Source organism: Bradyrhizobium sp. UFLA03-84 (genome assembly GCF_002289535.1).
GTDB lineage: Bacteria > Pseudomonadota > Alphaproteobacteria > Rhizobiales > Xanthobacteraceae > Bradyrhizobium > Bradyrhizobium viridifuturi.
In genome coordinates, this window is sequence record NZ_NSJY01000003.1 from 354,189 (window position 1) to 377,338 (window position 23,150).

General features: G+C 64.3%; 17 protein-coding genes. 9 read left to right on the plus strand and 8 right to left on the minus strand.

Annotation, left to right across the window (positions count from 1 at the left end):
• Positions 1-78: 78 nt before the first annotated feature.
• Positions 79-1,056 (plus strand): peptidyl-alpha-hydroxyglycine alpha-amidating lyase family protein, encoded by a 978-nt coding sequence (locus CK489_RS01705; protein ID WP_095731056.1) that lies wholly within the window; start codon positions 79-81, stop codon positions 1,054-1,056.
• 12 nt (positions 1,057-1,068) lie between these two features.
• Here CK489_RS01705 and CK489_RS01710 read toward each other — a convergent pair whose 3' ends face one another.
• Positions 1,069-2,829 (minus strand): chloride channel protein, encoded by a 1,761-nt coding sequence (locus CK489_RS01710; protein ID WP_050631957.1) that lies wholly within the window; start codon positions 2,827-2,829, stop codon positions 1,069-1,071.
• Positions 2,830-3,019: 190 nt separating this feature from the next.
• Here CK489_RS01710 and CK489_RS01715 point away from each other — a divergent pair, with 190 nt between their 5' ends.
• Both CK489_RS01715 and CK489_RS01720 read left to right on the plus strand, forming a co-directional pair.
• Positions 3,020-3,577, plus strand: a complete 558-nt coding sequence (locus tag CK489_RS01715) for an HNH endonuclease (protein WP_024584725.1) — start codon at positions 3,020-3,022, stop codon at positions 3,575-3,577.
• Positions 3,578-3,598: 21 nt separating this feature from the next.
• On the plus strand, positions 3,599-4,135 hold the full coding sequence (locus CK489_RS01720) for a MarR family winged helix-turn-helix transcriptional regulator (RefSeq protein ID WP_095731057.1): 537 nt from the start codon (positions 3,599-3,601) through the stop codon (positions 4,133-4,135).
• A 130-nt stretch (positions 4,136-4,265) separates the two neighbouring features.
• Here CK489_RS01720 and CK489_RS01725 read toward each other — a convergent pair whose 3' ends face one another.
• The 3 genes from CK489_RS01725 to CK489_RS41195 all read right to left on the minus strand — a co-directional run bounded on the left by CK489_RS01725 (position 4,266) and on the right by CK489_RS41195 (position 7,011).
• Positions 4,266-5,819, minus strand: a complete 1,554-nt coding sequence (locus CK489_RS01725) for a porin (RefSeq protein WP_095731058.1) — start codon at positions 5,817-5,819, stop codon at positions 4,266-4,268.
• A 456-nt stretch (positions 5,820-6,275) separates the two neighbouring features.
• A complete protein-coding gene (locus CK489_RS01730; RefSeq protein WP_050631960.1) occupies positions 6,276-6,539 on the minus strand; it encodes a helix-turn-helix domain-containing protein in 264 nt (87 codons plus the stop codon).
• A gap of 307 nt (positions 6,540-6,846) precedes the next feature.
• Positions 6,847-7,011 (minus strand): hypothetical protein, encoded by a 165-nt coding sequence (locus CK489_RS41195; protein ID WP_157860991.1) that lies wholly within the window; start codon positions 7,009-7,011, stop codon positions 6,847-6,849.
• A gap of 417 nt (positions 7,012-7,428) precedes the next feature.
• On the opposite strand from CK489_RS41195, the gene CK489_RS01735 reads away from it, so the two are divergent.
• From CK489_RS01735 to CK489_RS01750, 4 genes are read left to right on the plus strand one after another with little or no spacing between them, the layout of a single operon-like run.
• On the plus strand, positions 7,429-7,932 hold the full coding sequence (locus CK489_RS01735) for a MarR family winged helix-turn-helix transcriptional regulator (protein WP_095731059.1): 504 nt from the start codon (positions 7,429-7,431) through the stop codon (positions 7,930-7,932).
• 2 nt (positions 7,933-7,934) lie between these two features.
• On the plus strand, positions 7,935-9,986 hold the full coding sequence (locus CK489_RS01740) for an FUSC family protein (RefSeq protein ID WP_095731060.1): 2,052 nt from the start codon (positions 7,935-7,937) through the stop codon (positions 9,984-9,986).
• Positions 9,983-10,189 (plus strand): DUF1656 domain-containing protein, encoded by a 207-nt coding sequence (locus CK489_RS01745; protein WP_095731061.1) that lies wholly within the window; start codon positions 9,983-9,985, stop codon positions 10,187-10,189. Before CK489_RS01740 ends, CK489_RS01745 begins: the two co-directional genes overlap by 4 nt.
• Positions 10,186-11,052, plus strand: a complete 867-nt coding sequence (locus CK489_RS01750) for an efflux RND transporter periplasmic adaptor subunit (RefSeq protein WP_095731062.1) — start codon at positions 10,186-10,188, stop codon at positions 11,050-11,052. The genes CK489_RS01745 and CK489_RS01750 overlap by 4 nt, the downstream gene beginning before the upstream one ends.
• Positions 11,053-11,106: 54 nt before the next feature.
• Here the strand turns inward: CK489_RS01750 and CK489_RS01755 are convergent, their stop codons facing one another.
• Complete coding sequence (locus CK489_RS01755; RefSeq protein ID WP_050631965.1) at positions 11,107-11,982, minus strand: tetratricopeptide repeat protein; 876 nt, start codon at positions 11,980-11,982, stop codon at positions 11,107-11,109.
• Positions 11,983-12,057: 75 nt separating this feature from the next.
• The gene (locus tag CK489_RS01760; RefSeq protein ID WP_245350220.1) at positions 12,058-12,753 is read right to left on the minus strand and encodes a FecR family protein; all 696 of its coding nucleotides are present in this window, start codon (positions 12,751-12,753) and stop codon (positions 12,058-12,060) included.
• Positions 12,754-13,124: 371 nt separating this feature from the next.
• Between CK489_RS01760 and CK489_RS01765 the strand changes: the two genes are divergently transcribed.
• Positions 13,125-18,782, plus strand: a complete 5,658-nt coding sequence (locus CK489_RS01765) for a DUF5801 repeats-in-toxin domain-containing protein (RefSeq protein ID WP_143278067.1) — start codon at positions 13,125-13,127, stop codon at positions 18,780-18,782.
• Between the two features lie 69 nt (positions 18,783-18,851).
• On the opposite strand, the gene CK489_RS01770 is transcribed toward CK489_RS01765, so the two are convergent.
• Positions 18,852-20,621: an alkaline phosphatase family protein gene (locus CK489_RS01770; protein WP_095731064.1), complete on the minus strand. Its 1,770-nt coding sequence runs from the start codon at positions 20,619-20,621 to the stop codon at positions 18,852-18,854.
• 370 nt (positions 20,622-20,991) lie between these two features.
• Here CK489_RS01770 and CK489_RS01775 point away from each other — a divergent pair, with 370 nt between their 5' ends.
• Entirely contained in the window at positions 20,992-22,359 is a 1,368-nt protein-coding gene (locus CK489_RS01775; RefSeq protein ID WP_245350221.1) for a cytochrome c peroxidase, read from the plus strand.
• Positions 22,360-22,370: 11 nt separating this feature from the next.
• Here CK489_RS01775 and CK489_RS01780 read toward each other — a convergent pair whose 3' ends face one another.
• Positions 22,371-23,051 (minus strand): hypothetical protein, encoded by a 681-nt coding sequence (locus CK489_RS01780; RefSeq protein WP_245350222.1) that lies wholly within the window; start codon positions 23,049-23,051, stop codon positions 22,371-22,373.
• Positions 23,052-23,150 lie beyond the last annotated feature (99 nt).

A 23,150-nucleotide genomic window follows, 5' to 3' on the forward strand; every position in this document is an offset into this window, starting at 1 on the left:
GCCGCACGCTCTGCGGATGAATGGACTCCTGGCCCACGCGCGCGCACCCCGGAATGAAGAGAAGAGAGAGGACAGACAATGCCGACCATCCTGGGCACCGGCGAGCATCGCTATCGCGTCGTCGAGAACTTCGCGAAATTGCCGGACGGCTGGAGCCTGACCGATGTCGCGTCGGTCGCGATCGACAGCAAGGACCGTGTCTATGTGTTCAACCGCGGCGACCACCCGATGGTGGTGCTCGACCGCGAGGGAAACTTCCTCCGGAGCTGGGGCGAAGGCGTGTTCGCCCGCGCGCACGGTCTGCATATCGACGCCGACGACAATCTCTATTGCACCGACGACGGCGACCACACCGTGCGCAAATGCTCGACCGACGGCAAGGTGCTGCTGACGATCGGCATTCCGAACAAGCCGGCGCCGTTCATGAGTGGCGAGCCGTTCCATCGCTGCACCCATACCGCGCTGTCGCCGAAAGGCGAGATCTACGTCTCGGACGGCTACGGCAACGCCTGCGTCCACAAATACACCCCGGACGGCCGGTTGATCAAAACCTGGGGCGAGCCCGGCACCGATCCCGGCCAGTTCAACATCGTGCACAACATCGCGACCGACGCCGACGGCTTCGTCTATGTCGCGGACCGCGAGAACCACCGCGTCCAGGTGTTCGACGGCAACGGCAGATACGAGACGCAGTGGAACAATCTGCATCGGCCCTGCGCGCTGTGCTGCTGCGGAGGCGGCAAGCAGCCGAATTTCGTGATCGGAGAGCTCGGCCCCGGCATGGCCGTCAACCGCAAGGTGCCCAATCTCGGCCCTCGGCTGTCGATCGTGGATGGCACCGGCAAGCGCATCGCCCGGCTCGGCGGCGAGCAGGGCCCGGGGGTCGAGATCGGAAAATTCCTGGCGCCGCACGGCATCGCCCTGGATTCGCGCGGCGACATCTATGTCGGCGAGGTCGGCGTCACCGACTGGAAGACCAGCTTTCCCGACACCGAGATGCCGGCCGCGGTGCGCGTGACACGCTGCCTGCAGAAGCTGGAGCGGGTGACGGGATAACTCTCGGCGCCGTCAAATCTCGCCGATCACCTCGCGGCGGCGCTGCTCGGATTCTTCGGCGTAGCGCCGCATCGCGTGCGCTTCGGTGAGCAGGCCGATCGGCCGCCGGTCGCCATCGCCTTCGACCACCGCGAGCGATTCGGCTTCGGCGGCGTCGAACACCGCGATCGCCTCCTGGACGTTCATGCCGGGATGCAGCACCACGTCGGCGTAGCGCAGGATGCCGGCGAGCCCCTTGTCCTCCTCGAGATCCGGCGCATGCGCTTCGGCGACCAGCGCGAGCCCCGCATAACGCCCCTCGCCGTCGACCGCGACGACCTGGGTCTTCGAGCCCGGCGGGAATTCCTCGCGGAACGCCTCGATCGGCATCGCGGCGCTCACCGTGATCATGTCTTGCCGCATCATCTTGCCGACCGTGAGATCGCGAATCCAGCCGATGTCGGCCGCGCTGCGGATGGTCTCGCCGCGCAGATGCAGCCGCCAAGTCGCGAACGAATAGCCGAACAGTTCGCGGGTGATCGTGGTCGAGATGATGACCGCGACCAGCACCGCCGTGGTCAGCCAGAGATTGCCGGTGGATTCCAGCGCGATGAACGACATCGTCAGGGGACCGCCGATCACCGAGGCCGACAGCGCGCTCATGCCGATCACGGCATAGGCGTTGGGATCGAGATTGAGCCCCGGCCACACGATGTCGACGCCGGCGGCGAACAGCCGGCCGCCGAGCGCGCCCATGAACAACGTGGCGAAGAACAATCCGCCGCGGAAGCCGGAGCCGAGCGACACGATCGAGGCGATCGCCTTCAGCACGAACACGCCGGCGATGATGGTGAGCGGCATCGCCACGATGCCGGCGAAGCGCAGCGCGCCATGGCCCGACGACATCACCTGCGGCGTCAGCAGCGCCATCGCGCCGACCGCAAGCCCGCCGAGCGCCGGGCGCAGCGGCTGCCAGAGCTTGGTCTTGGTGAGCAGCGCCTCGCACAGCGTCACCCCGCGCATGATCGCAATCCCGGTCAGCGCCGCGATGATCCCGAGCAAGGCGGCAATCGCCAGATCCCGCCCGAGCACGTCGCCGACGGTTCCGACGCCGACCCCGAGCGGCAGCGGCTCGAAGGCATGGGCGACGAAATAGCCAGACACCGCCGCCACCCCGACCGGGGTCAGGCTCGCCGGCGTGTAACCGCCGATCACAAGTTCGAAAGCGTAGAACGCGCCCGCGAGCGGCGCGCTGAAGGCGCCGGCGATCGCCGCCGCCGCCCCGCAGCCCACCATGATTCGCTGGTCGTTGCGGCGCAGATGGAAACCGCGGCCGATCGAGGCCGCAAGGCCGCTGGAGAGCTGGGTGTAGCCGGCCTCGAGCCCGACCGAGCCGCCGACGCCGCTCGACCAGATCGTCTGCAGCGCCACGATCACGCTGCCGCGGAACGACATCCGCCCGCCATAGAGCGCATTGGCCTCGATCGGGTCGATCTCGCGGGCCGGCCGGACCCGGAGCAGCAGCAGGAACGCGATTCCGAGTACCAGTCCGCCGACCGTGGGAACCACGAGCGCGCGCACCGGATCGATGCTGGGCTGGCTCGACAGCCGCTCGCCCAGCGGCAGATTGAACAGCACCGAATGCAACACCGTGACGAGGCCGCTCATGACCGCCACCACGAGGCCGCCGATGGCGCCAATCAGCAGCGCCAGCACCACGAGGCTCGTCTCGTGCGCACGCACGAATGCGCGCAAACGGCGCGGCGCCTCGAGATAGCTTGTGGTCGTGGTCATCGGCAGGGGTCCGTCACTGGCCGAGGGGCTTGGGGCTCCCTTTACGGGCCTCGCGGGCGGGAGGCAATCGGGGCAGGAACATGGCAGGGCACGGCGGATAAGCCGCTCATTGCTCTTCACAATCCCGTCACGCTGCCTGTAGTATGTGAGTGCATGCTGCTTCGCAGCTAATGGGAGTCAGGAGCGTTATTTGAACGCACATGTCTCGCAAGGCGGTTGGCCGGTGCTGGTCTTGAATGCGGACTTCCGGCCGCTGAGTTATTACCCGCTGTCGCTCTGGTCCTGGCAGGACGCGATCAAGGCGGTGTTCCTCGATCGTGTCAACATCGTCGAATATTACGACCGCGCGGTACGAAGTCCTTCCTTCGAAATCCAGCTGCCCAGCGTCGTATCCCTGAAATCCTTCGTCAAGCCGACCACCCACCCCGCCTTCACCCGGTTCAACGTCTTCCTGCGCGACCGCTTCTCCTGCCAGTATTGCCTGTCGCCAGACGACCTCACCTTCGATCACATCATTCCGCGCAGCAAGGGTGGCCAGACCACCTGGGAGAACGTCGTCGCCGCCTGCTCACCCTGCAACCTCCGCAAGGGCAACCTGACGCCGCAGCAGGCCAAGATGTTTCCGAAGCAGACGCCCTACGCCCCGACCGTGCATCAGCTGCACCGCAACGGCCGGCTGTTCCCGCCGAACTATCTGCACGAAAGCTGGCTCGACTATCTCTATTGGGATACTGAGCTCGATCCGTAGGCGGCGCGGAGCCAGTTCGGGATGAGCGACGATAAGACCAAGCTTTGGTCGCGGCTGCTCGGCTGCTCCTCACAAATCGCAAGAGAGATCAATCGGCGGCTCAGGGATCGCTTCCAATACAGCATTGCCCGCCTGCATGTTCTCGAAGCTTTGTCGGCCTCCAAGCGAGCCATGGCGTTGAGCCGGCTCGCCGACGCTTTGATGGTGCCGCAAAGCAATGTCACGGCTCTCGTCAACGAACTCGTCAACATCGGTCACGTCGAGCGCGTAACCGCGGAGGCGGATCGCCGCGTTCAGGTCGTTCTGCTGACGAAGGCCGGCAGGACCGTCCTTCGCCGGCTGCGAGCGGAGCAGACGCGCTCGCTCTCGGCATTGTTCCTGGATGTGCCTCGCGACGACATCGCAAGCCTGCTGATGGATCTGACAGGGTTAGAACAGGCGGTGTCCGCCAACCTTCAATTGAACGGCACCCGGCGCACCGCTCGCAAGCGAAGACAGCAACCTCCGCCCAAGCCGCCCTGCCGGCGGCCCGCTTCGCAATCGCGTGCGAAGGAATAGCTCGCCGCGGCGTAGCGAGATGCGTGCGGCGATCAAAATGCGAAGGCCTCCGATGGGCATACCGGAGGCCTTCCTTGGAGGTAACAATCTCTATGAGTTCAGAGCAATCTCCCTTTCTGTGGATGAATCCTTACCAGTTGCGCTGGGCACGAAGGAGCAACAGCACGGTGTTCTGGTCCTTCAGTTCGTACACGGTGCCCGGCTTGCCGATGCCGGCGCTGCCCGGATAGGCGATCGTGCCCGCGAACTTCTGGTCGATGTGGGTGTAGGTCAGGTCTGCCGAGAAGGTCAGGTTCTTGACCGGGGTCCACCGGGTGATCAGGCCGAGCTGCGCGATGTTGTAGTCGGGATTGCACGAGGTCAGGCCGGCGGTGCCGAAGGCTGCGCCGAACGAACCGCCCACGCCTGAGCCGGTCGGGCCGCAGATATAGGACTTGGCCGTGCCGTTGTAGCGGACCCCGGCATAGGCGCCGTAGATGGCCGTGTTCCAGTAGGCATCCCAATTGTGGGTGTACGCACCGCGCATGCCCCAGGTGGAGATCAGCTGCTGCTGACCGCCGGCGACGAACACCGAGTCAGGTGCCATGCCGAAGCCGACGCTCTGATACGCACCCGGCAGATTGGTGCCGCCGAACACCGTGTTCGAACCAGCCGCACCGGCGAGGTCCTGGATGTTGTAGCGGGTTGCGCCGTTGGTGTAGACGCCCTGGATGTTGATCGTGTCGCCAGGTCCGGTCGGGATATTCTTGATCGACAGGCCCAACTGACCCGCCCAGCCCCACTTGTCGTCCGGATGGCCGGTGGTTTCAGTGCCGCCGTAATAGGCCGCATGGTTGTTATGCGCCGCGAACGATGCCTGGAACAGACCCCAGGCCTGGTCGACGCGCAACATCGCAACAAGGTCAGGCGCGATCGTGCCCGCGTAGTTGCTGAGACCGAACGGACCGAGTGCGCCCGGCGCCGCGCCCAGATTGTTGACGCCGGCCTGATAGTAAGCCGCCTGATCCTGCGCCGACAACGCCATCGAGATGCCGTTGCCGAACTGCGCGGTGTAGGTGAACTGGTTCACGCCGGTGATCGTGCCGCCGCCGCCGACGAGACCGTCGTAGTTGTTGCCCGGATAGTTGGCCCAGGGGGTCGCGAACTGCGAAACCGCCTTACCCATAGTAAAGCCGGCGAACTGGATGAAGGCGTAGTAGACGCCGACCGTACCGCCCGCGACACCACCGGCATTGGCATTGTTGGGAGCCTGAGCGGTGCCGATCGGCGAGTAGACGGTCGAGCCGTTGCCCTGCCCGGCATAGCTATCCGTGGTCCAGCTGAAGGTCGCATCGAAGAAGGTGCGAACCACGCCGTATTCGGTCGCGGTACGCGTATCGATGTTCAGATCCTGACGCGAGCGCCAGGTGTAGCCGTTGGTGAAACGGTTGTTCGCACCGGCGGCACCTGAGGTGTTGCCGGTGTTGTCGGAGTTCGTGTTCGCCAGAACGTCGACGCGCAAATAGCCGCCCAGCTTGATGCACGTATCGCTACCCGGGATGTAATAGAAGCCTGGGCCGTACAGCGAACACACCTTCACGTATTCGACCGCCTTGGCCTTCACTGGAAGGTCGGCCGCTTGCGCGCCGGCCAATCCAATGAACGACGCTGCCGAAGCCAAAATAACACTCTTGGAAAGCTGCATAAAACCTCCTGCCTTTTTTCGTTTGAGGAGATTTGTGATCGAGCTGACTGCCCCCCGATCTTCATCCCCAACCAATCCGCGTCGCCCTCGACGTGAGACGGATGATCGGTGACCGATCTCCAATCTCCGCGAAGCCCCTCACCGCGCAGGATCGATGAGAACAACAGTTCGTGAGACGCGACAATGCGACAAATGCTTGTCACACGCATTCAATGCCGTCTCGTGATACTTCTAACACACTGATATAAAACGATATTTATATTCCATACATGAAGTATCAGTAACGCTAGGAAGATAGCTTTTCCGCTATCCGTTGATCATTGATCCATAGCGCGCGCACGAAAAACGTCCCGGCACTTCAGAGCGCGAGACGCGAGTTGATCAAAATAGATTCAGTTGAGAGGAAACGTCCGCAGCGCAGGAAATCCGATCGCCGCTCGTCGTATCGAAGCCTCGTCAGACCTCAGACTTGGCAGCGCCTTCCTGTCGTGCCGCCGAAACGTGTACTCCCAGGTTTGGCGCGCCCACGAATTCGATTCCGGCATTCTCGAGCGCCTCGCGAATCCGTTCGACCGTGTCGAAGTTGGCTTCTATCCGGCCTTCAAGGCGCTCCAGTCGCCGGATCGTCGCAAGTGCCAAACCAGCTTCCTGCGCAAGCCGATCCTGCCTCCAGCGGAGAAGCGCGCGCGCCGCCTTGATCTGCCGTACGTCCGTAAGCATTCCCTTCGAGTTCCTCCTGGACGCTGCGTTGTTGTTCTCTCAATCCGACTGAGTCTTCGCGACGTTCGCGCCTACCGCCTTCCACGGCAGGCGCTGGCCGAACTCCTGGATCATCATTTGGAACATCATCCGGTCGAAGTCCGTTTCGGTGATCATGCATCCGTTCCGGCGATCAGCGCGCCCTGGCCGCAGGCGCGCCGGCGGCAACCGGTTCGACCGTCGGCACACTTCATCCGTGTATCCGCGGCACGCACGCGCAGCGCTCGCGCGGCGGCGAAGCAGGAAACAAGCGGAGCGCATCCTCGACCTATTTGTACAGATTATGCAGAGGTGCAAACGGAGGATTGCGCTGAGCGGCGCGGTAGATTGCCACACTCTCATTGAAGACATCCCGCACCGTGATCGGCGCCTGATTGTCCATGCGACCGAACAGCACCGTGACGCATGTTGCGGAACCGGTTTCGATCCGCATCGATCTGAGTTCCGTCCGACTAGGCAATGACTGCCCGCCCGATAAAGTGCGCTATCGACGTTGCTCAATGCATCAGTCATCTTGACGCGCGGCATGTTGACCTGCGTCGCTCAACCGATTGTCGCACATGCATTTCAAGTTCGAGGTGAGCGGAAGATCGACCGCGCGATGCCTTGACGCGGACGAGGTCACGGAGCGGGTTGGGATGGCCGCCGTCCACCTTGCGCAGCTCTCCGTCCCGACGCATTTCGTCGCCTGCGGCAATGTCATCCCGGGACGGCTGCTCGGCGTTTCATGACGGGACTTCCGCCGATGCGGCCCAGTTCGTCCGCAAGGCGCGATCGCTTTTGCGTGATCATTCGCCATAGTCCGGACTATATGATTGCAACCTAATAGTTCGCATCCTATCTAATTGGCATGCCTCCGTCGCAATCCCATATCCACGCCGAGATCGGCCGCCTGATCACGCGGCTCGCTCGGATCTGGCGTCGCGAGTCGGATCAGGCGCTGTCCGACCACGGCCTGTCCTACGCGACGGCGATCCCGCTGCTGGTGCTGTCGCGGCAAGGGGAGAACGTCCGCCAGGGCGTGCTGGCCGACGAACTGGGCATCGAGGGGCCTTCGCTGGTGCGGCTGATCGATCTGCTCGAATCCGAAGGCCTGGTCGAGCGCCGCGAGGACCCGACCGACCGGCGCGCCAAGACGCTGCATCTCACCGTTTCAGGCGAAGCCAAGGTCGAGGAGACCAACCGGGTGCTCCGCCGCGTGCGCGCCAGCCTGCTGAAGGATATCGGCAGCGAGGAACTTGCGATAACCTTCGAGACGCTGCGGCGCATCGAGCAACGCGCGAGCCGCCTGCAGGACGCCAAGAGTGTTCAAGGCAAGACTGCTGCAGACAAGACTGCCGCAGAGGCAAGATAGTCATGCACGCGGAAGAGCCGTTCCTGGTCCGCCACGCGGACCTCATCTTCGCGTTGAAGACGTTCGCCGCGTCGATGCTGGCGCTTGTCATCGCATTGGCGATCGATCTGCCGCGCCCCTATTGGGCGATGGCGACGGTCTATATCACCTCACAGCCTCTGGCCGGTGCGACCAGCTCGAAGGCGTTCTTCCGCGTGATCGGCACCCTGGTCGGCGCGAGCATGACGGTCGCCCTGGTGCCGAACCTTGTCAATGCGCCGGAGCTATTGTGCCTCGCGATCGCGCTCTGGGTCGGCCTCTGCCTTTATCTGGCGCTGCTCGACGGCACGCCGCGCAGCTACATCTTCATGCTGGGGGGATACACCGTCGCGCTGATCGGCTTCCCGTCGGTGGCCGACCCGGGCAACATCTTCGACGTCGCGCTGGCGCGGGTCGAGGAAATCTCGCTCGGGATCATCTGTGCCAGCCTGGTGTCGACGGTGGTGTTTCCCCGCAGCGTCGCGCCGGCGGTCGGCGGCCGGGTCAGGAGCTGGCTGGCAGATGCGCGCCGGCTGTCCCGCGACGTGCTGCTCGATCGCGGGACCAGCGAAACGCGGCGGGCCCAACGCCTGCGCCTTGCGACCGACACCGTCGAGATCGATACGCTGGCGACCCATCTCGCCTACGACCGGCTGGCCGACGCCGGCACCGCGCGCGGCCTCGCCGAGGTCCGGCTGCGCATGCTGATGCTGCTGCCGATCGTCACGTCGATCGAAGACCGGCTGGCCGCGCTCGGCGAGCCGGCGCTGCAAAGGCAACCGGAGTTGCGACGCCTGATCGGAGACCTCGCCGCATGGATCGTGGACGAGGATCGCCCGCCGCAATCCGGCGAGCAGATCCGCGCCGCGATCGCCGAGCGGCAATCCGCGCTCGACGGCCTCGCACCGCGGGAGCGCATCATCACCATCAGCCTGCTGCTGCGGCTGCGCGAGCTTGTCGACATCTCGGCCGACTGCCGCGCGGTGGGCGACGCGATTGCCGCGGGTCGGGATATCTCCACCGTCCCTCTGGCGTTCCGCCCGGAATCGGGCGCGGCGCCGGTCCGTCACCGCGACCACGGCATGGCGCTGTGGTCGGCCGCGGGGGCGGCGGTGGCCATCCTGATCTGCTGCGGCCTGTGGATCGCGACCGGCTGGCCCGACGGCGCCTCGGCGCCGATGATGGCGGCGGTCGCCTGCTCCTTCTTCGCCGCGCAGGATGAGCCGGCGCGCAGCATCCGGGCCTTCGGCCTGTTTTCGCTGGTCGCGATCGTCATTGTGGCGATCTATCAGTTCGCGCTGGTGCCGGGCATCTCCCATGTCGAGGTCCTGATCGCCGCGCTGGCGCCGACCTTCCTCACATACGGCTTCCTGATCGCAAGGCCGAAGACCGCGCCGATCGGCATGGCGCTCGCCGCCAACACCGCGACGCTGCTCGCGCTGCAATCGACCTACAGCGCGGATTTCGCCAGTTTTGCCAACACGTCGGTCGCGTTCTTCCTCGGCGTCGTCATCGCCGAGATCGTGACGCGGGTGGCGCGCGGCGTCGGCGCCGAATGGATCGCCAAGCGGCTGATGATGTCGAGCTGGCAGACGCTCGCGGTCGCGGCCGAACGGCGCGGCCGCGGCGATCGCGCGCAGTTTGCCGGCTTGATGCTGCATCGGCTCGGGCTATTGGTCCAGCGCATCGCCTTCATCTCCGAGAGCGACCGCCGCGATGCCGACAGCCTGGTCCAGCTGCGCATCGGGCTCAACATCATCGATCTCAGGCGGGCGCGCTACGGCCTCGCCGCATCGACCGTGCGTGCCATCGACGGCATGCTGGACGACCTCGCCGCGTCGTTTCGTGCCCATACGGACGGGGCAATGCCGACCGAACTGCTGACATGCATCGATGCGGCGCTGACCGCAGTCGTCAAGGATCCCAATGAGCGCGCGCGGGACGACGCGTTGCTCGGCCTCGTCGGCATCCGCCGCGGCCTGTTTCCGGATGCACCTGCGTATCGATCGCAGCCCGAGGAGAGTTTTGCGGCATGAGGTATGAGCTCGACATCTATGGTGTCCTGGTCCCGGCGCTGCTGCTGTGGCTCATCATCGCCTACGCGCTGAGCGCGGTGGCGAACCGGATCATGCAGCGCTCCGGGCTCTACCGGCTGGTCTGGCACCGCGCCCTGTTCAATTTCGCCCTGTACGTCTGCCTGCTTGGCGTCGTCGTTTATCTCTCGGAGTTTCTGCCATGAAGGGGAATTTCGCCTGGCTCGGCCGGGTCGCGCTCACCGCGATCGCGCTTGCCGCCGCGCTGGCCGTCGGCCGCGCGCTCTGGGTCTACTATATGGAATCGCCATGGACCCGCGACGGCAGGGTCCGCGCCGACGTGGTTCAGGTCGCTCCCGACGTATCCGGCTTCGTCACCGACGTGCTGGTCAAGGACAATCAGCCGGTGCACCGCGGCGACATCCTGTTCCGGATCGATCGCGCGCGCTTTGCGCTGGCGTTGCAGCAGGCCGATGCGGCGGTCGCCGGCCATCGTGCGACGCTGGATCAGGCCGAATCCGATCTCAAACGCTACAGTTCGCTGACCACCGATGCGGTGTCGCAGCAGAAGCAGGAGCAGGTGCTGGCCACGCAGCTGCAGGCCAAGGCCGCTTACGACCAGGCGGTCGCCGATCGCGCCGTGGCCCAGCTCAACCTCGATCGCAGCGAGGTGCATGCATCGGTCAACGGCACCATCACCAATATGGACCTGCGGCCCGGTGCGTACGTCACCGCGGGCAAGGGCGTGATGGCGCTGGTCGACACCGATACGCTGCATGTCGAGGGCTATTTCGAGGAGACCAAGCTGGCGCGCATTCGGATCGGCGACAAGGCGCAGGTGCGGCTGATGGGCGAGCCGGTCCGGCTCACCGGGCACGTCGAGAGCATTGCGGCCGGCATCGCGGACCGCGACCGCACCGACGGCGCGAACCTGCTCGCCAACGTCAATCCGACCTTCAGCTGGGTCCGGCTCGCCCAGCGCGTCCCGGTGCGCATTGCGCTGGATCACCTGCCCGATCGCATTGCACTGGTCGCCGGCCGTTCGGCGACGGTCGAGATCACGAACTAGCCGGCCCCGACCAGACGCGCCGGCAGCGGCCGCCCGTAAGGCGGACTCTGCCAGCTAGCGCGTCTGTTGCACGCCGTAACGTTTGAAATCGTCGCCGATGCTGCCCTGGATCGTCTTGGCCGCCGCGATGTCGGTATTGCCGCCGGCCTTGTCGCCCTGCTTCAATTTCGCCAGCCCACGTCCATAGAGCGCGCTTGCCAGCTTCGGATCGATGCGAAGCGCGGAGCTATAGTCGTCGATCGCCGCGCCAAGCTCGCCGGTCTTGAGAAAGACCAGGCCGCGCGAGTCGTAGGTCGCGGCATTGGCCGGCCCCGATTGCAGCGCCTTGTTGCAATCTTCCAGCGCCTCCTGCAGTTTGCCGAGGATGGCCCGGCTCCAGCAGCGTCCATTCCACACGCCGTCCAGGTTCGGCTCGAGGCGAATGGCCTGATCGTAATCCTGCACCGCGCGGGCAAAGTCATTCTTCTTCAAATAGGCGCCGGCGCGATTGGCAAGGGCTTCGCCGTAATTGGGATTGAGCTTGATGGCCTGGTCGAACGCAGCGATCGCGTGATCGTAGTCGCGCTTCCTGAGATAGGCCACGCCGCGATTGTTGAACGGCTTGATGTAGGTTGGATTGAGCTCGATGGATCGGTCAAAATCCCGGATCGCGCGGTCATAGTCCGCCTTGGCGGTGTAGGTATTCCCACGGTTGTTGTAGGCAATCGCGAGGCCGGCCGGCGTCATGTCCTGCGCCGCATCGATCAACGCCGTGCACGCACCGATGCGCGCGTCGGCCGCCGTGTGATCGAGGCCGCTGCACAGCTCGATATTCCGCAGGTAGTTGTTCTTCTGCGTCGGGCTCTGCGCACCGACCGACGGCGTGAGCAGCAGCAGGATGAAAAGCGCCGCCAGGCCGCCACTCCCACCAAAACCTGCGCGAGGATTCATGTCGGGCTCCGGGTTTGGCGACGCAGTCGTCGCCGATGTCCGTGAGTAGCCGTTCAAGACTGACGCCCTGCTCGCCTAGCACCCTCGACAAATGTTCGGATTGAACCTGCGGTCAATGTTCTGCTGGGGTTGCTGCGCCGCCCGTGTCGCAGGCTTCCTGAGAAGCTTGCTCTTGCCCTCTTCCACGAGCGTCGCGAACCTCACCGTTCCATCGTCCGATATTTCGATGCGTGGCGTGGTGCCCCGAATTCCCATCGTCGCGGCGGGCGTGTCGATCTTCATGTCGCCGGTCTTCGCGATGTTGCCGGCAACGAAGGTGAACGTTCCGTTGGCCAGCTTGAACAGGGTCGAATTCGACTTGCCGTTCGGGTCATACACGAACTCGGTCATCGCCATCTTGGCGTTGCTCGACAGATTGAACGAGGTGCCGTCGGTGAAGTTGATGCCGACCCGCCCATCGGCCCCGGTCTGCACCACGTCTCCCAAATAGACGCGGTCGCCAACCTTCGCCTGCAGCGGTTGATCAGACAGGGCAGCCTGCACGACGACCGCACTCGGATGCTCGATCGTGACCGAGCCAGTGGCGGTCACGACTGTCCCGATGAAGCTCGCCGAGGAATTTTGAACCGCGGGTTGGGCCCGCTCGGTTTGCGCCAGCGTCGGACCAGGCGCCAGGCTCACGAGCGCCAAGACGAAGCCTGCAAGCAATTGAACAATCAAATGGATACGCACGATCCCCTCCGTTGAGAAGATCTTGTCGTGTCGCGGCACGATGGTGATCTGGACCGCCGGGCCGGGACCGCAGGACCTCTACTGCCACACGAGTTGCTGCAAAACAGGCCTAAGGGCCTGGTGTCGTTCGACTAAAAATTAATAAGTGGACAATTTACTTGGTAAATATACACTAAATTTGGTGGGGGTGCACTTGCGATAATTGGCAGCAGCTCTGTCGTTTCCGCGATGGCTCCCCCGCCGCATTGGAAGCCGATTTTCACTACCGAATTCAGTTTCAATCAGGACGTTTCGGCGGGCGAGCCTATGGCTGCGGCTGCGGGGTTTTTTCACCTCGTAGGGACTGCAAGCCAAACCAAGAAAACTACGGCAGCACCTACCGCCTGAGCCGTTCAGCAGGCGAAAAGCCAATGTTAGTCGCGTCCGGCGTAGCGTTCGGGGGCGCGAGCTCGGCCGTTTCAAGCCAGCTGCCCCGAGGGATTGGCGTTGTCGATGCCGTGATCGGTTGCGGCACCATTGTGCGCGCGCGCGACATCGTCCTTTCAGTCGTGGCCGGCGATCCGGTTTGCCAGGGTGACGTCATCGAGGTTGCAGCCGGCGGGCGGGTCGACATCCGGCTGATCGATGGCGCAATGCTCCACCTGCCGGCAGGCACAAGGCTGGCATTGGGCGACTTGGCCCAGGACCCGGTCAGCAGCTTGCGGCCGGGACTGCTCGCGAAGACCAGAAGCATCCTCCGCTTCATCGGCAGCCGACTGGCCGGGTCAGACGTCCTGACCGCGGACACGCCCGTTGGCACCGTCACGGCCAGCGGCCTCAGCCTGCTGTCGTTCGCTGCGCTGACCTTCTCGCTCCTGAAGGATGCCCGGGCCGCGGAGCCCAACGTCACGTTCCTGGACGACGACAACATCACCTACAAGGACATGCACCACGGCGTGTTCGAGCTGGTGACGAAAGAGGCGAACCCCCGGCATATCGTCGTCGACGACCCCGGAGTCACGGTCATCCTGACCACAAGAGGGTCGTCGGTCGGCGTGAGCCAGGTCTCGAACAGCCCTGCTCACATGGAGGATTTGCGCAACGCGCAACAGGAGACCCTTGCCGGTTACGCGAAAGGCGTGTGGTCAAAAGGCTCCGGGATGCCGGCTTACGACGGCTCGCCGCTGCTGAAGCCGATCAATTTTGACGTGCCCGACCCGTCATTCGCGCCGAACCAGCTCGGACCGGTACCGATCACCCTTCCCGGGTACGTCATCACGTACACGCCGCCACCGGCGCCGCTCATACTGAGCTTCGGAGCGCCGCCGCCGCTGACGTTGAACGAGAGGCATCTGACAGCGACGACGCTGGACGACCATATTGCCGGCTCGTCGCCGAACGAGGCCCTGACGACGACGACAGGCGACTTCGCGATAACGTTCGCCAACCCACAGGACGCGGCCGGCGCGACGATCAACTACGCACTGGTGATCACCGGCGGCAACGGCGCAGCGTCGGGCGTGATCGACTCGCACACCGGCCTGGCTGACGTGCTGGTTCTGAACGGCAACACCATCGAAGGCCGCGTCGGCACCACCAGCGGGACGCTGGCATTCACGATCGCGCTCGATCCAGTCACCGCGCATGTGACGTTCACCGAGTACCGGGCGGCGGCACAGCCGCCCGGCACCAGCACCGGCGACAGCGACATCATATCGCTGGCGAGCGGGGTCATCATGCTGGTCGCGACCGTGATGAAGGGCGCCCAGTTCGGGTATGCGACCTTCGATCTCGGCAGCATGCTGGTCGTCGTTGAAGACGACCCGACCATCAGCACAAGCGGAACGGCGCCCTCGCTGACGCTGAGCGAGACGCATCTGACGGCAACGGTGCTGGACGACAATATCGCCGGCTCCGCGCCGAACGCGGCGCTGACGACAACGTCAGCCGACTTCTCGACGGCATTCAAGCCGGTTCAAGGCGCGGATGGCGCGACAGTCAGCTATGCACTGGCGATCGCCGGCGGCGACGGCACTGCCTCGGGTCTGGTCGACTCGCACACCGGCCTCGCCGACGTGCTGGTCCTGGACGGCAACACGATCGTAGGCCGTGTCGGCGCAATCAACGGCGCCGTGGCATTCACCATCACGGTTGATCCGGCGACCGGGCTCGTCACCTTCACCGAGTATCGGGCGGTGAGGCAGCCGTTCGGCACCAGTCCGGACAGCGGTGAAGCAGTGGCGCTGACGGGCGGAATCGTCGGCTTGATTGCAACCATCACGGACAGAGACGGAGACTCCCAAAGCGCGGCCATCGATCTGGGCAGCCGGCTCAGCATCAGCGACGATGGCCCGACGATCAATGCCAACGGCACCGCGCCGTCGCTGACGCTGAGCGAGAGCCACCTGACCGCAACGGCGCTCGACGACAACATCGCGGGCTCGGCACCTGATGCGGCGCTGACCACGACAGCAGCCTACTTCTCGACGGCATTCAGCTCGATCCAGGGCGCAGATGCTGCGACCATCAGCTACACGCTGGCGATCACGGGTGGCAACGGCGCCGCGTCGGGCCTGATCGACGCGCATACCGGCCTTGCCGACGTATTGGTTCAGAACGGCAACACCATCGAAGGGCATGTCGGCTCGACCACCGGCACGCTGGCCTTCAGCATTGCGATCGATCCGCTCACCGGGCTTGTGACCTTCACCGAGTACCGCGCGGTGAAGCAACCGCCAGACCCGAACGCCGATGAAGGCATTACGTTGAGTCCCGGAGTTGTCCGCCTGTTTGCCACGATCGGGGACAGCGATGGAGACTACCAGATCGCCAGCCTCGATCTTGGCAGGCAGCTCTCGATCACGGGCGACAACCCGAGCATCAGCACCAATGGCACCACCCCCTCGCTCTCCCTGAGCGAGACCCACCTGACGGCCACGGTGTTCGACGACAACATCGCCGGCTCCGCGCCGAGCGCGGCGCTGACGACGACCTCGGCCGACTTCTCGACGGCTTTCACATCGGTCCAGGGCGCGAACGGCGCGACCATCGGCTACGCCCTGACGATCAGCGGCGGCAATGGCACAGCTTCGGGTCTGACCGACTCGCACACCGGCCTCGCCGACCTGCTGGTTCTGAACGGCGACACCATCGAAGGCCATGTCGGCGCAATCGACGGCACGCTGGCGTTCACCATCACGATCGATCCGGCGACCGGACGCGTCACGTTCACCGAGTATCGCGCGGTGAACCAGCCGCTCGGCACCAGCCCGGATAGCGGCGAAGGCGTTACGCTGGGCGCGGGGCTGGTGAATCTGGTCGCGACCATCACCGACAATAACGGCAACGTCCAGAGCGCGAGTCTGGACCTCGGCAAGCAACTCACGATTACCGACGACGGCCCGAGCATCCAGACAAGCGGCAGCACGCCGGCGCTGTCGCTGAGCGAAACGCATCTGACCGCGACAGTGTTCGACGACAACATCGCGGGCTCGCAGCCGAATGCGGCGCTGACGATGACGTCGGCCGATTTCTCGACCGCGTTCACCTCGGTTCAAGGTGCGGATGGCGCGACGATCGCCTACAAGCTGTCGATCGCCGGCGGCGACGGGACGGCATCGGGCCTGGTCGATTCGCACACCGGCCTCGCCGACCTGCTGGTTTTGAACGGCAACACGATCGAGGGCCATGTCGGCACGACCGATGGCACCCTGGCATTCACCATCTCGATCGATCCAGCCACGGGGCTTGTGACCTTCACCGAGTATCGGGCGGTGAAGCAGCCGCTTGGCACCAGCCCGGACAGCGGCGAAGCCGTGACGTTTGCAACCGGCATCATAGGCCTGACGGCAACGATCACGGACAAGGACGGCGACTTCCAGAGCGCGAGCCTCGACCTCGGCCGGCAATTGACCATCACCGACGACGGGCCGAGCATCAGGGCAAACGGGAGCACGCCGTCGCTGTCGCTGAGCGAGACGCATCTGACGGCAACAGTATTCGACGACAACATCGCGGGTTCGGCGCCGGATGCATCGCAGACGCTAAAATCGGCCGATTTCTCGACGGCGTTCAGCTCGGTTCAGGGCGCGGATGGCGCGACCATCGGCTACGCCCTGAAAATCGCCGGCGGCGACGGGACCGCGTCGGGCCTTGTCGATTCGCACACCGGCCTCGCCGACCTGCTGGTTCTGAACGGCAACACGATCGAGGGCCATGTCGGCACGACCGACGGCACCCTGGCATTCACCATCACGGTCGATCCGGCCACGGGGCTCGTGACCTTCACCGAGTATCGGGCGGTGAAGCAGCCGCTTGGCACCAGTCCGGACAACGGCGAAGGCGTGACGCTGGCGCCGGGAATCGTCAGCCTAGTTGCAACCATCACGGACCGCGACGGCGACGTCCAGAGCGCGAGCCTTGACCTCGGCAAGCAGCTCACGATCACCGACGACGGACCGAGCATCGCGGCAAATGGCACGACGCCATCGCTGTCGTTGAGCGAAACGCATCTGACCGCGACGGCGTTCGACGACCACATCGCCGGCTCGGCGCCGGATGCATCGCAGACGACGACATCGACCGACTTCTCGACGGCATTCACTTCGGTTCAAGGCGCCGATGGTGCGACCATCTGCTACGCGCTGACGATCAGCGGCGGCAACGATACCGCGTCGGGCCTGATCGATTCGCACACCGGCCTCGCCGACGTGCTGGTTCTGAACGGCAGCACCATCGAAGGCCATGTCGGCACGACCGACGGCACGCTGGCATTCACCATCGCCGTCGACCCGACAACAGGGCTCGTGACCTTCACCGAATATCGCGCGGTGACGCAACCCCTCGGTACCAATCTCGACACCGGCGAAGGCGTTACGCTGGGAGCCGGCATCGTCAACCTGGTTGCGACCATCACCGACAAGGACGGCGACGTCCAGAGCGCGAGCCTCGACCTCGGCAAGCAATTGACGATCACCGATGACGGTCCGACCATCGGTGGATTCCCGGAGACCTGCATCGCCGGTCAAGACGATCAGATCGCGACCGGCAGCTACCACGTCAATTTCGGCGCGGATGGCGATGCCGGGATGCAGGTTGCGATCCACGACGGCGCGGTCGGCAGCACGGGATTCAACCTGGCCACGTCCAGCCTCGGCGGCGGCATCACCTCGGTGCATGTCACCGGAAATGGCGACGACTACAACTTCTACTATGCGACTCACACGGTGAGCGGCGGCGTCGAAATGGACGCCTACCTCTCGGATTCAGGCGGTACGCTGGCTGATCCCTACTTCACGCTGCTGATCAATCCGGACGGAACCTTCATCTTCGATCTCGAGAGCGTCGACGTGCTGAAGCAGGTCACCGTGACCGGCTCCACCTTCGGCGCCTCGGGCGGCGGCACGCCGTCCCTCACCGCCCCGGATAAAGAGCTCGTCATCACCGGATCCGACAACAGCGGCAATCCCATTGATGTCAAGGCGTCGAGCAACGGCATCGCAGTCGGCGATACCGGGCTCAGCATGGATCCCAACGAGCAGCTGAACCTTAAGTTCTCCAACGAGCAGCCGCAGATCAGCTTCATGCTGACCCAGTGGCAAGGCAATGGCACGGCGAGCGTGATCTTCAAGGTCCTGGACGGCGGCACCGACGTGCACGACTTCAGCATCGACGTTGCAAAGCCACATAGCGGCAATCCCACCGTGGTCGTGCAACAAACGTCGGATGCGTCGCTGATCGACACGTCCACTTTCGACAGCGCCACGTCGACCTACACGCTCTACGTTGGCAAGGAGTTCAACCAGGTCGGGATCGACTACAGTCAGGCGGCCAGCGGAAACGCCACCTTCACGGTCAACAACATCACCTATAACGAGAAGACGACCATCCCGAGCACCGATCTGCTGTTCGACGTGCTTGCCGCCGACAAGGATGGCGATACAGCCACGACCAGCCTTCAGGTCGACATTCAGGGCGTCACGACCGGGGCACCCGCGCCGATATTCGCGCCCAGTCCGGAAATTGCGGCAATGGCCGGCACCGTCATTTCAGATCCGATCACTCATGTGCAGCACGATCTGATCCTGTAAGGGCCCTGAAGCCTGGTGAAAGTCCTGGCCTGCGTCAGCTATTGGCGCGGGCCAGGATGATCTCTCGTATCAGTGCCAGCCTTCGCCGGCCTTCAGCGCCGCCGACAGGCTGCGCACCGGGCGCGTCACCAGCGGATCAAGATCGAAACGCTTCTCGAGCATCTTGAGGATCGACGTGGTGTCGAAGTCCTCATGCGCGACACCCGACTTGTTGAAGCGCTTGGCGATCAGCAGCGCCGGAATGCGGGTACCCGGGCCCCACTGGTCCGCAGCACGGGCCTCGGCACCATGACGGTTGAACGGCGGCGGCGGCACGTGGTCCCACTGCCCACCGAACTCGTCATAGGTGATGACGATCAGCGTGTCCTTGCCATCAGGCCCTTCGACGATCGCCTTGACGAGATCGACGAGATGCTGACTGCCTTCGGACTCGCTGGTGTAGCCCGGATGCTCGTTCTCCTCGCCGATCGGCTTGATGAAGCTGACCTGCTTCAGCCGGCCGGTCCTGGCCGCCTGGATGAACTCCGCCTCGTCCTTCAGGTGATCCCTGCGGGCCTGCGTTCCCGGCGCGTAATTGGCGAAGTAGTTGAACGCCTGGTGGTGGTACTGGAAGTCCACGTCGGGGCAGTTCGGGAACACCGCGGTGGAGACATGGTTCGGATCGGTGCAGGTCGTGCCGTTGCCGTTGGTCCAGCCGGAAGCACCGACGTCGCCATTGGCATTGGACCAGCCGCCCGAGTACCAGGCCCAGTCAACATGCTTGGCCGACAGCCGATCGCCGATGTTCGGCGTGTGCAGCGGCGGCAGGCGCTTGATGTCCGGAGTGCCCGGCGAATAGGGCTGGTAGGTCGGCTGCGTGGTGTTGACCGCATAGTCGCCGCAGGCGAGGCCCGCCGGCAGGCCGGCCTGGTTGCACTTCGCCGTCAGCTGCGCGTCCTTCACGGTGGAGAGCGGCGCATAGAGCGGCGTGCTGGTCGGCATGCCGTTGGCATCGACGATCGAGTGGAAGTCGTTGGCGCTGCCGTCGTTCAAGGCACCCACGAACTGCGGCGCCGCGGCCGCGACAAAGAATTGGTGGTTGAGGAACGAGCCGCCGAAGGCGCCCTGGAAGAAGCTGTCGGCGATGACGTAGTTCGGCGCGCCGTGGCCGTGGAGATAGCTGTAGATCGGCAGCTTCTTGGTGTCGTAGTAGCCCATCACCAGGCCCGAAGCGTCGCTGCCGGTCACGTAGCGGTTCTGCCGGCCGCCGTTGAGCTGATACTGCTCGCTGTAGAAGCGATGCACGATGTCCTCGGTACAGCCGCCGGGCGCGCCGGTGCCGTTGAGGAAGCCGTGCGCGGCGAACGCACCGACCGGCTTCGGACAAGTGGTCGCCGAGGTCGGGATGAAGTCGTTGATCTCGAACGGCTTGTTCTTGAACGCGCTCAGGATCGCGACCGAGCCCGTGTTGTCGGTGCAGGTGGTCGGCTGCGGCGACGGAGAGGTCAGATTGACGTCATTCTGCAACAGGCAGGCATAGACGGTCTGGTTGTCCTGGCGGACCTGCAGCGTATGGGCCTGGTCGGCGTCGGAAGTACCGTTGATCTTGTCGCGGCCGACATCGCCCCAATGCCCGTACAGGTTATCGAAGCTGTGGTTTTCCTGATAGATGACGACGATGTGCTTGTACTGATGCACGCCTTCATGGCCGCGGTCGCGCAGCTCACGCAGTTCGTCCCGCACCTCGTGCTTGAACTCATCAACGATCTTTTCGACCAAATTCTCGGCGTTTGCCACCGGTGAGATGGCAACGGCGCCAGCAACAACTGCGAGCGCCGGAATGGCTCCCCAAAGCCGCATAGTGCTCTCCTGATTTCAGAAAGAAATAGAAATTGAGTTGCACGCTATGCAAAACACATTTCGCCGGGATGACCGTTTTTCGACGCGCGCACAAACGCGTGAAAGGACCCGCACACGCCGATCATTTTTCTTTCTGTCACATGCAGCGCCGTTTTCGGCCCGTTGATTGATCGTCATTAAACCGCAATCAACAGTCGTCTATCCAAACAGATGGTCATTGATCCTGCCGACAGGAAACTGTCACCTCGGTGACATCTTCCGACGTCGGGCGGCGCATATGCATTGTGACAAGGAGCGCATTCTCGCAATGGCTTGGGATATTCCGGCGTCCGGCTCCGCGAAATGTCGTGCGCCATCTGCCGATCGCGACGTGAGACCGCGGCGGACTGCATTGCTGGCGCTCGTGGTTGCTTTGCTGCCGTTGCGCGCACTGGCGTTTCCGCTCGGCGGCGACCAGACCGTGCTGCCGGCCGGCACTGAATTTTCCGAGGACGCGCTGCTGCGGCCACGCGAGCTCTTTCATTCCGAGGCGATGGGCGGGCGGAAGTCCTATTTGGTCAATCTCGGTGATCTCGCGTTCAACTCGCCTTCCATCCTCGGCGGCAAGGCGCGCCAGGCCGAAATGAGCTGCGGCACCTGCCACGTCAGCGGCGCATCGAACCCGAAGCTGTTCGTTCCGGGCGTGTCCTCGCGCCCCGGCACCTTCGACACGACGAGCCTCGTCTTCAACGCGAAGACCTTCAACAGCATCCTCGACCCGGTCAGGATTCCGAGCCTGCGGGGCGCCCGCTTCCTCGCTCCCTACGGCCATGAAGGGCGCATCACCTCGCTGCGCGAGTTTGTATATAATGTCATCGTCAACGAGTTTTCCGGCCCGCGGCCAAGCGACCAGGTCCTCGACGGCCTCGTCGCCTATATCAACGATATCGACTTCCTCCCCAATCCGAAGATCGCGCCCGGCGGCAGGCTCGGTGTGCAGGCAAGCGTGGCCGAGCGCCGTGGCGAGGCGCTGTTCTTCAAGCCGTTCCCGAAGCAGGCCGAGCTCAGCTGCGCCGGCTGTCACATTCCGGGTGGAACCTTCAACGACCAGGTGCGTCACGACGTTGGATCGGGCGGGCTGGTGAAGACCCCTACCCTGCTTAACGCCAATTTCAACGCGCCGTACTTCCACGACGGCCGCTACGACAGCTATGAGCAGGTGGTCGATCATTTCGACCGCGTGTTCGACCTCGAACTGTCGACCCAGGACGTGCAGGACCTCGTGGCCTATCTGAATGCGGTCGGCGACGGCGAACGTCCGTTCGACAAGGACGGCGTCGTGCTCCGGATGAAGGAAGTGCTGGAGCTCTCAAGCGTGCTTGAGGCCGCGATCCCGGCCGCCGATACCGCGGTGGTGTCGCTCGCCGTGACCGGGGTCGGCGCCGAACTGCGCGAATTGACCGAGCACATCCCGGACATCAGGAACACCTCGATCGGCGGCAAGGACGAGCGGCTCGCGGCGCGCGCGATCCTGAAGGACCTCGTCCTCACGCTGCGCCGCATCGACCTCGAAGTCGCGGCCGGTCATATCGACGAAGCGATGACGGAGTATCGCAGATTTGCCCAGCTGGTGAATTTCGACGTCCCCGTCGCCCTGAAAAAGGCCGAGCCGTGGTCGCTGTTCAACAGCACCGTGCATCAAGCCCACTACACGGCACTCGGCCGGATGCTGCCGGTCACCAGCGGGCAATCACAGTAGCGCACGGCCCATCACTGCGAGGCCGGCGGCTCGACCCATACGTCGCTCTGCTGGATCCGGCGGATCAGCGCGTGCGGGTCGAACTTGCGCAGACCCGCGGGAAGTTCGAAGCTTTGCGCCGGCTGGGGCTCGTCCCGGATGTGATCGGCTGATATCACCGTCCCGTCTTCGGTCTTGATCTGCACCGGAAAGCTGCGCGCACGGTCGATCCAGCCGGTGAAGCCCAGACCGGACGGCGCGGCGATGCGATAGATTTCGGTGTCGCGCCCCGCGATGGCCTGCTGTCCATCGTGCTGGCAGTGCCACGTCGCGAGATCGATCGGCGCGGATAGCTGCGCCATCGCCAGCCATTGCCGGCACGGATCGTCGGGATCGACCGGCACGAACTGCTGGGTGAGCGGGCTCGATTGCATGGCATTCATGTAGACGTGCGCGGCCGGCCGGACGAAATAGGCAGCGGGCCCGGCCGTATCGAGCAGGAAGAAGCCGTCGGGCAGCGCGGTGGTCTCGATGCGCGCTTTTCGGCCCGAGACCCGCAGCGTTCCGATGGCGGTTGCCGTACCGTCCTTCCGCGCGATGAGGTCGGCTGCAAATTGCTGCGCCGTGGCCGGGATCGGCGCGGCGGCCAGGATCGCGATCGCGGACAGGCAAGCCGCCACACGCCCCTTGCACGTGTTTTCGTCGCGCGTCATCGCAGATCCCCGGTCGTCCAGTTGATGGGCAGGCAGAACATGACGGCGCCGACCGAACCAATGGTTCGATCGGCGCCGGCCTTGGATGGATTCAAGACC

Excerpts from the sequence above, each read along its gene's own strand:
- CK489_RS01705 (WP_095731056.1), top strand. The coding sequence starts at position 79 with ATGCCGACCATCCTGGGCACCGGCGAGCATCGCTATCGCGTCGTCGAG.
- CK489_RS01710 (WP_050631957.1), bottom strand. The coding sequence starts at position 2,829 with ATGACCACGACCACAAGCTATCTCGAGGCGCCGCGCCGTTTGCGCGCA.
- CK489_RS01720 (WP_095731057.1), top strand. The coding sequence starts at position 3,599 with ATGAGCGACGATAAGACCAAGCTTTGGTCGCGGCTGCTCGGCTGCTCC.
- CK489_RS01725 (WP_095731058.1), bottom strand. The coding sequence starts at position 5,819 with ATGCAGCTTTCCAAGAGTGTTATTTTGGCTTCGGCAGCGTCGTTCATT.
- CK489_RS01730 (WP_050631960.1), bottom strand. The coding sequence starts at position 6,539 with ATGCTTACGGACGTACGGCAGATCAAGGCGGCGCGCGCGCTTCTCCGC.
- CK489_RS41195 (WP_157860991.1), bottom strand. The coding sequence starts at position 7,011 with ATGCGGATCGAAACCGGTTCCGCAACATGCGTCACGGTGCTGTTCGGT.
- CK489_RS01735 (WP_095731059.1), top strand. The coding sequence starts at position 7,429 with ATGCCTCCGTCGCAATCCCATATCCACGCCGAGATCGGCCGCCTGATC.
- CK489_RS01740 (WP_095731060.1), top strand. The coding sequence starts at position 7,935 with ATGCACGCGGAAGAGCCGTTCCTGGTCCGCCACGCGGACCTCATCTTC.
- CK489_RS01745 (WP_095731061.1), top strand. The coding sequence starts at position 9,983 with ATGAGGTATGAGCTCGACATCTATGGTGTCCTGGTCCCGGCGCTGCTG.
- CK489_RS01750 (WP_095731062.1), top strand. The coding sequence starts at position 10,186 with ATGAAGGGGAATTTCGCCTGGCTCGGCCGGGTCGCGCTCACCGCGATC.
- CK489_RS01755 (WP_050631965.1), bottom strand. The coding sequence starts at position 11,982 with ATGAATCCTCGCGCAGGTTTTGGTGGGAGTGGCGGCCTGGCGGCGCTT.
- CK489_RS01765 (WP_143278067.1), top strand. The coding sequence starts at position 13,125 with ATGTTAGTCGCGTCCGGCGTAGCGTTCGGGGGCGCGAGCTCGGCCGTT.
- CK489_RS01770 (WP_095731064.1), bottom strand. The coding sequence starts at position 20,621 with ATGCGGCTTTGGGGAGCCATTCCGGCGCTCGCAGTTGTTGCTGGCGCC.
- CK489_RS01780 (WP_245350222.1), bottom strand. The coding sequence starts at position 23,051 with ATGACGCGCGACGAAAACACGTGCAAGGGGCGTGTGGCGGCTTGCCTG.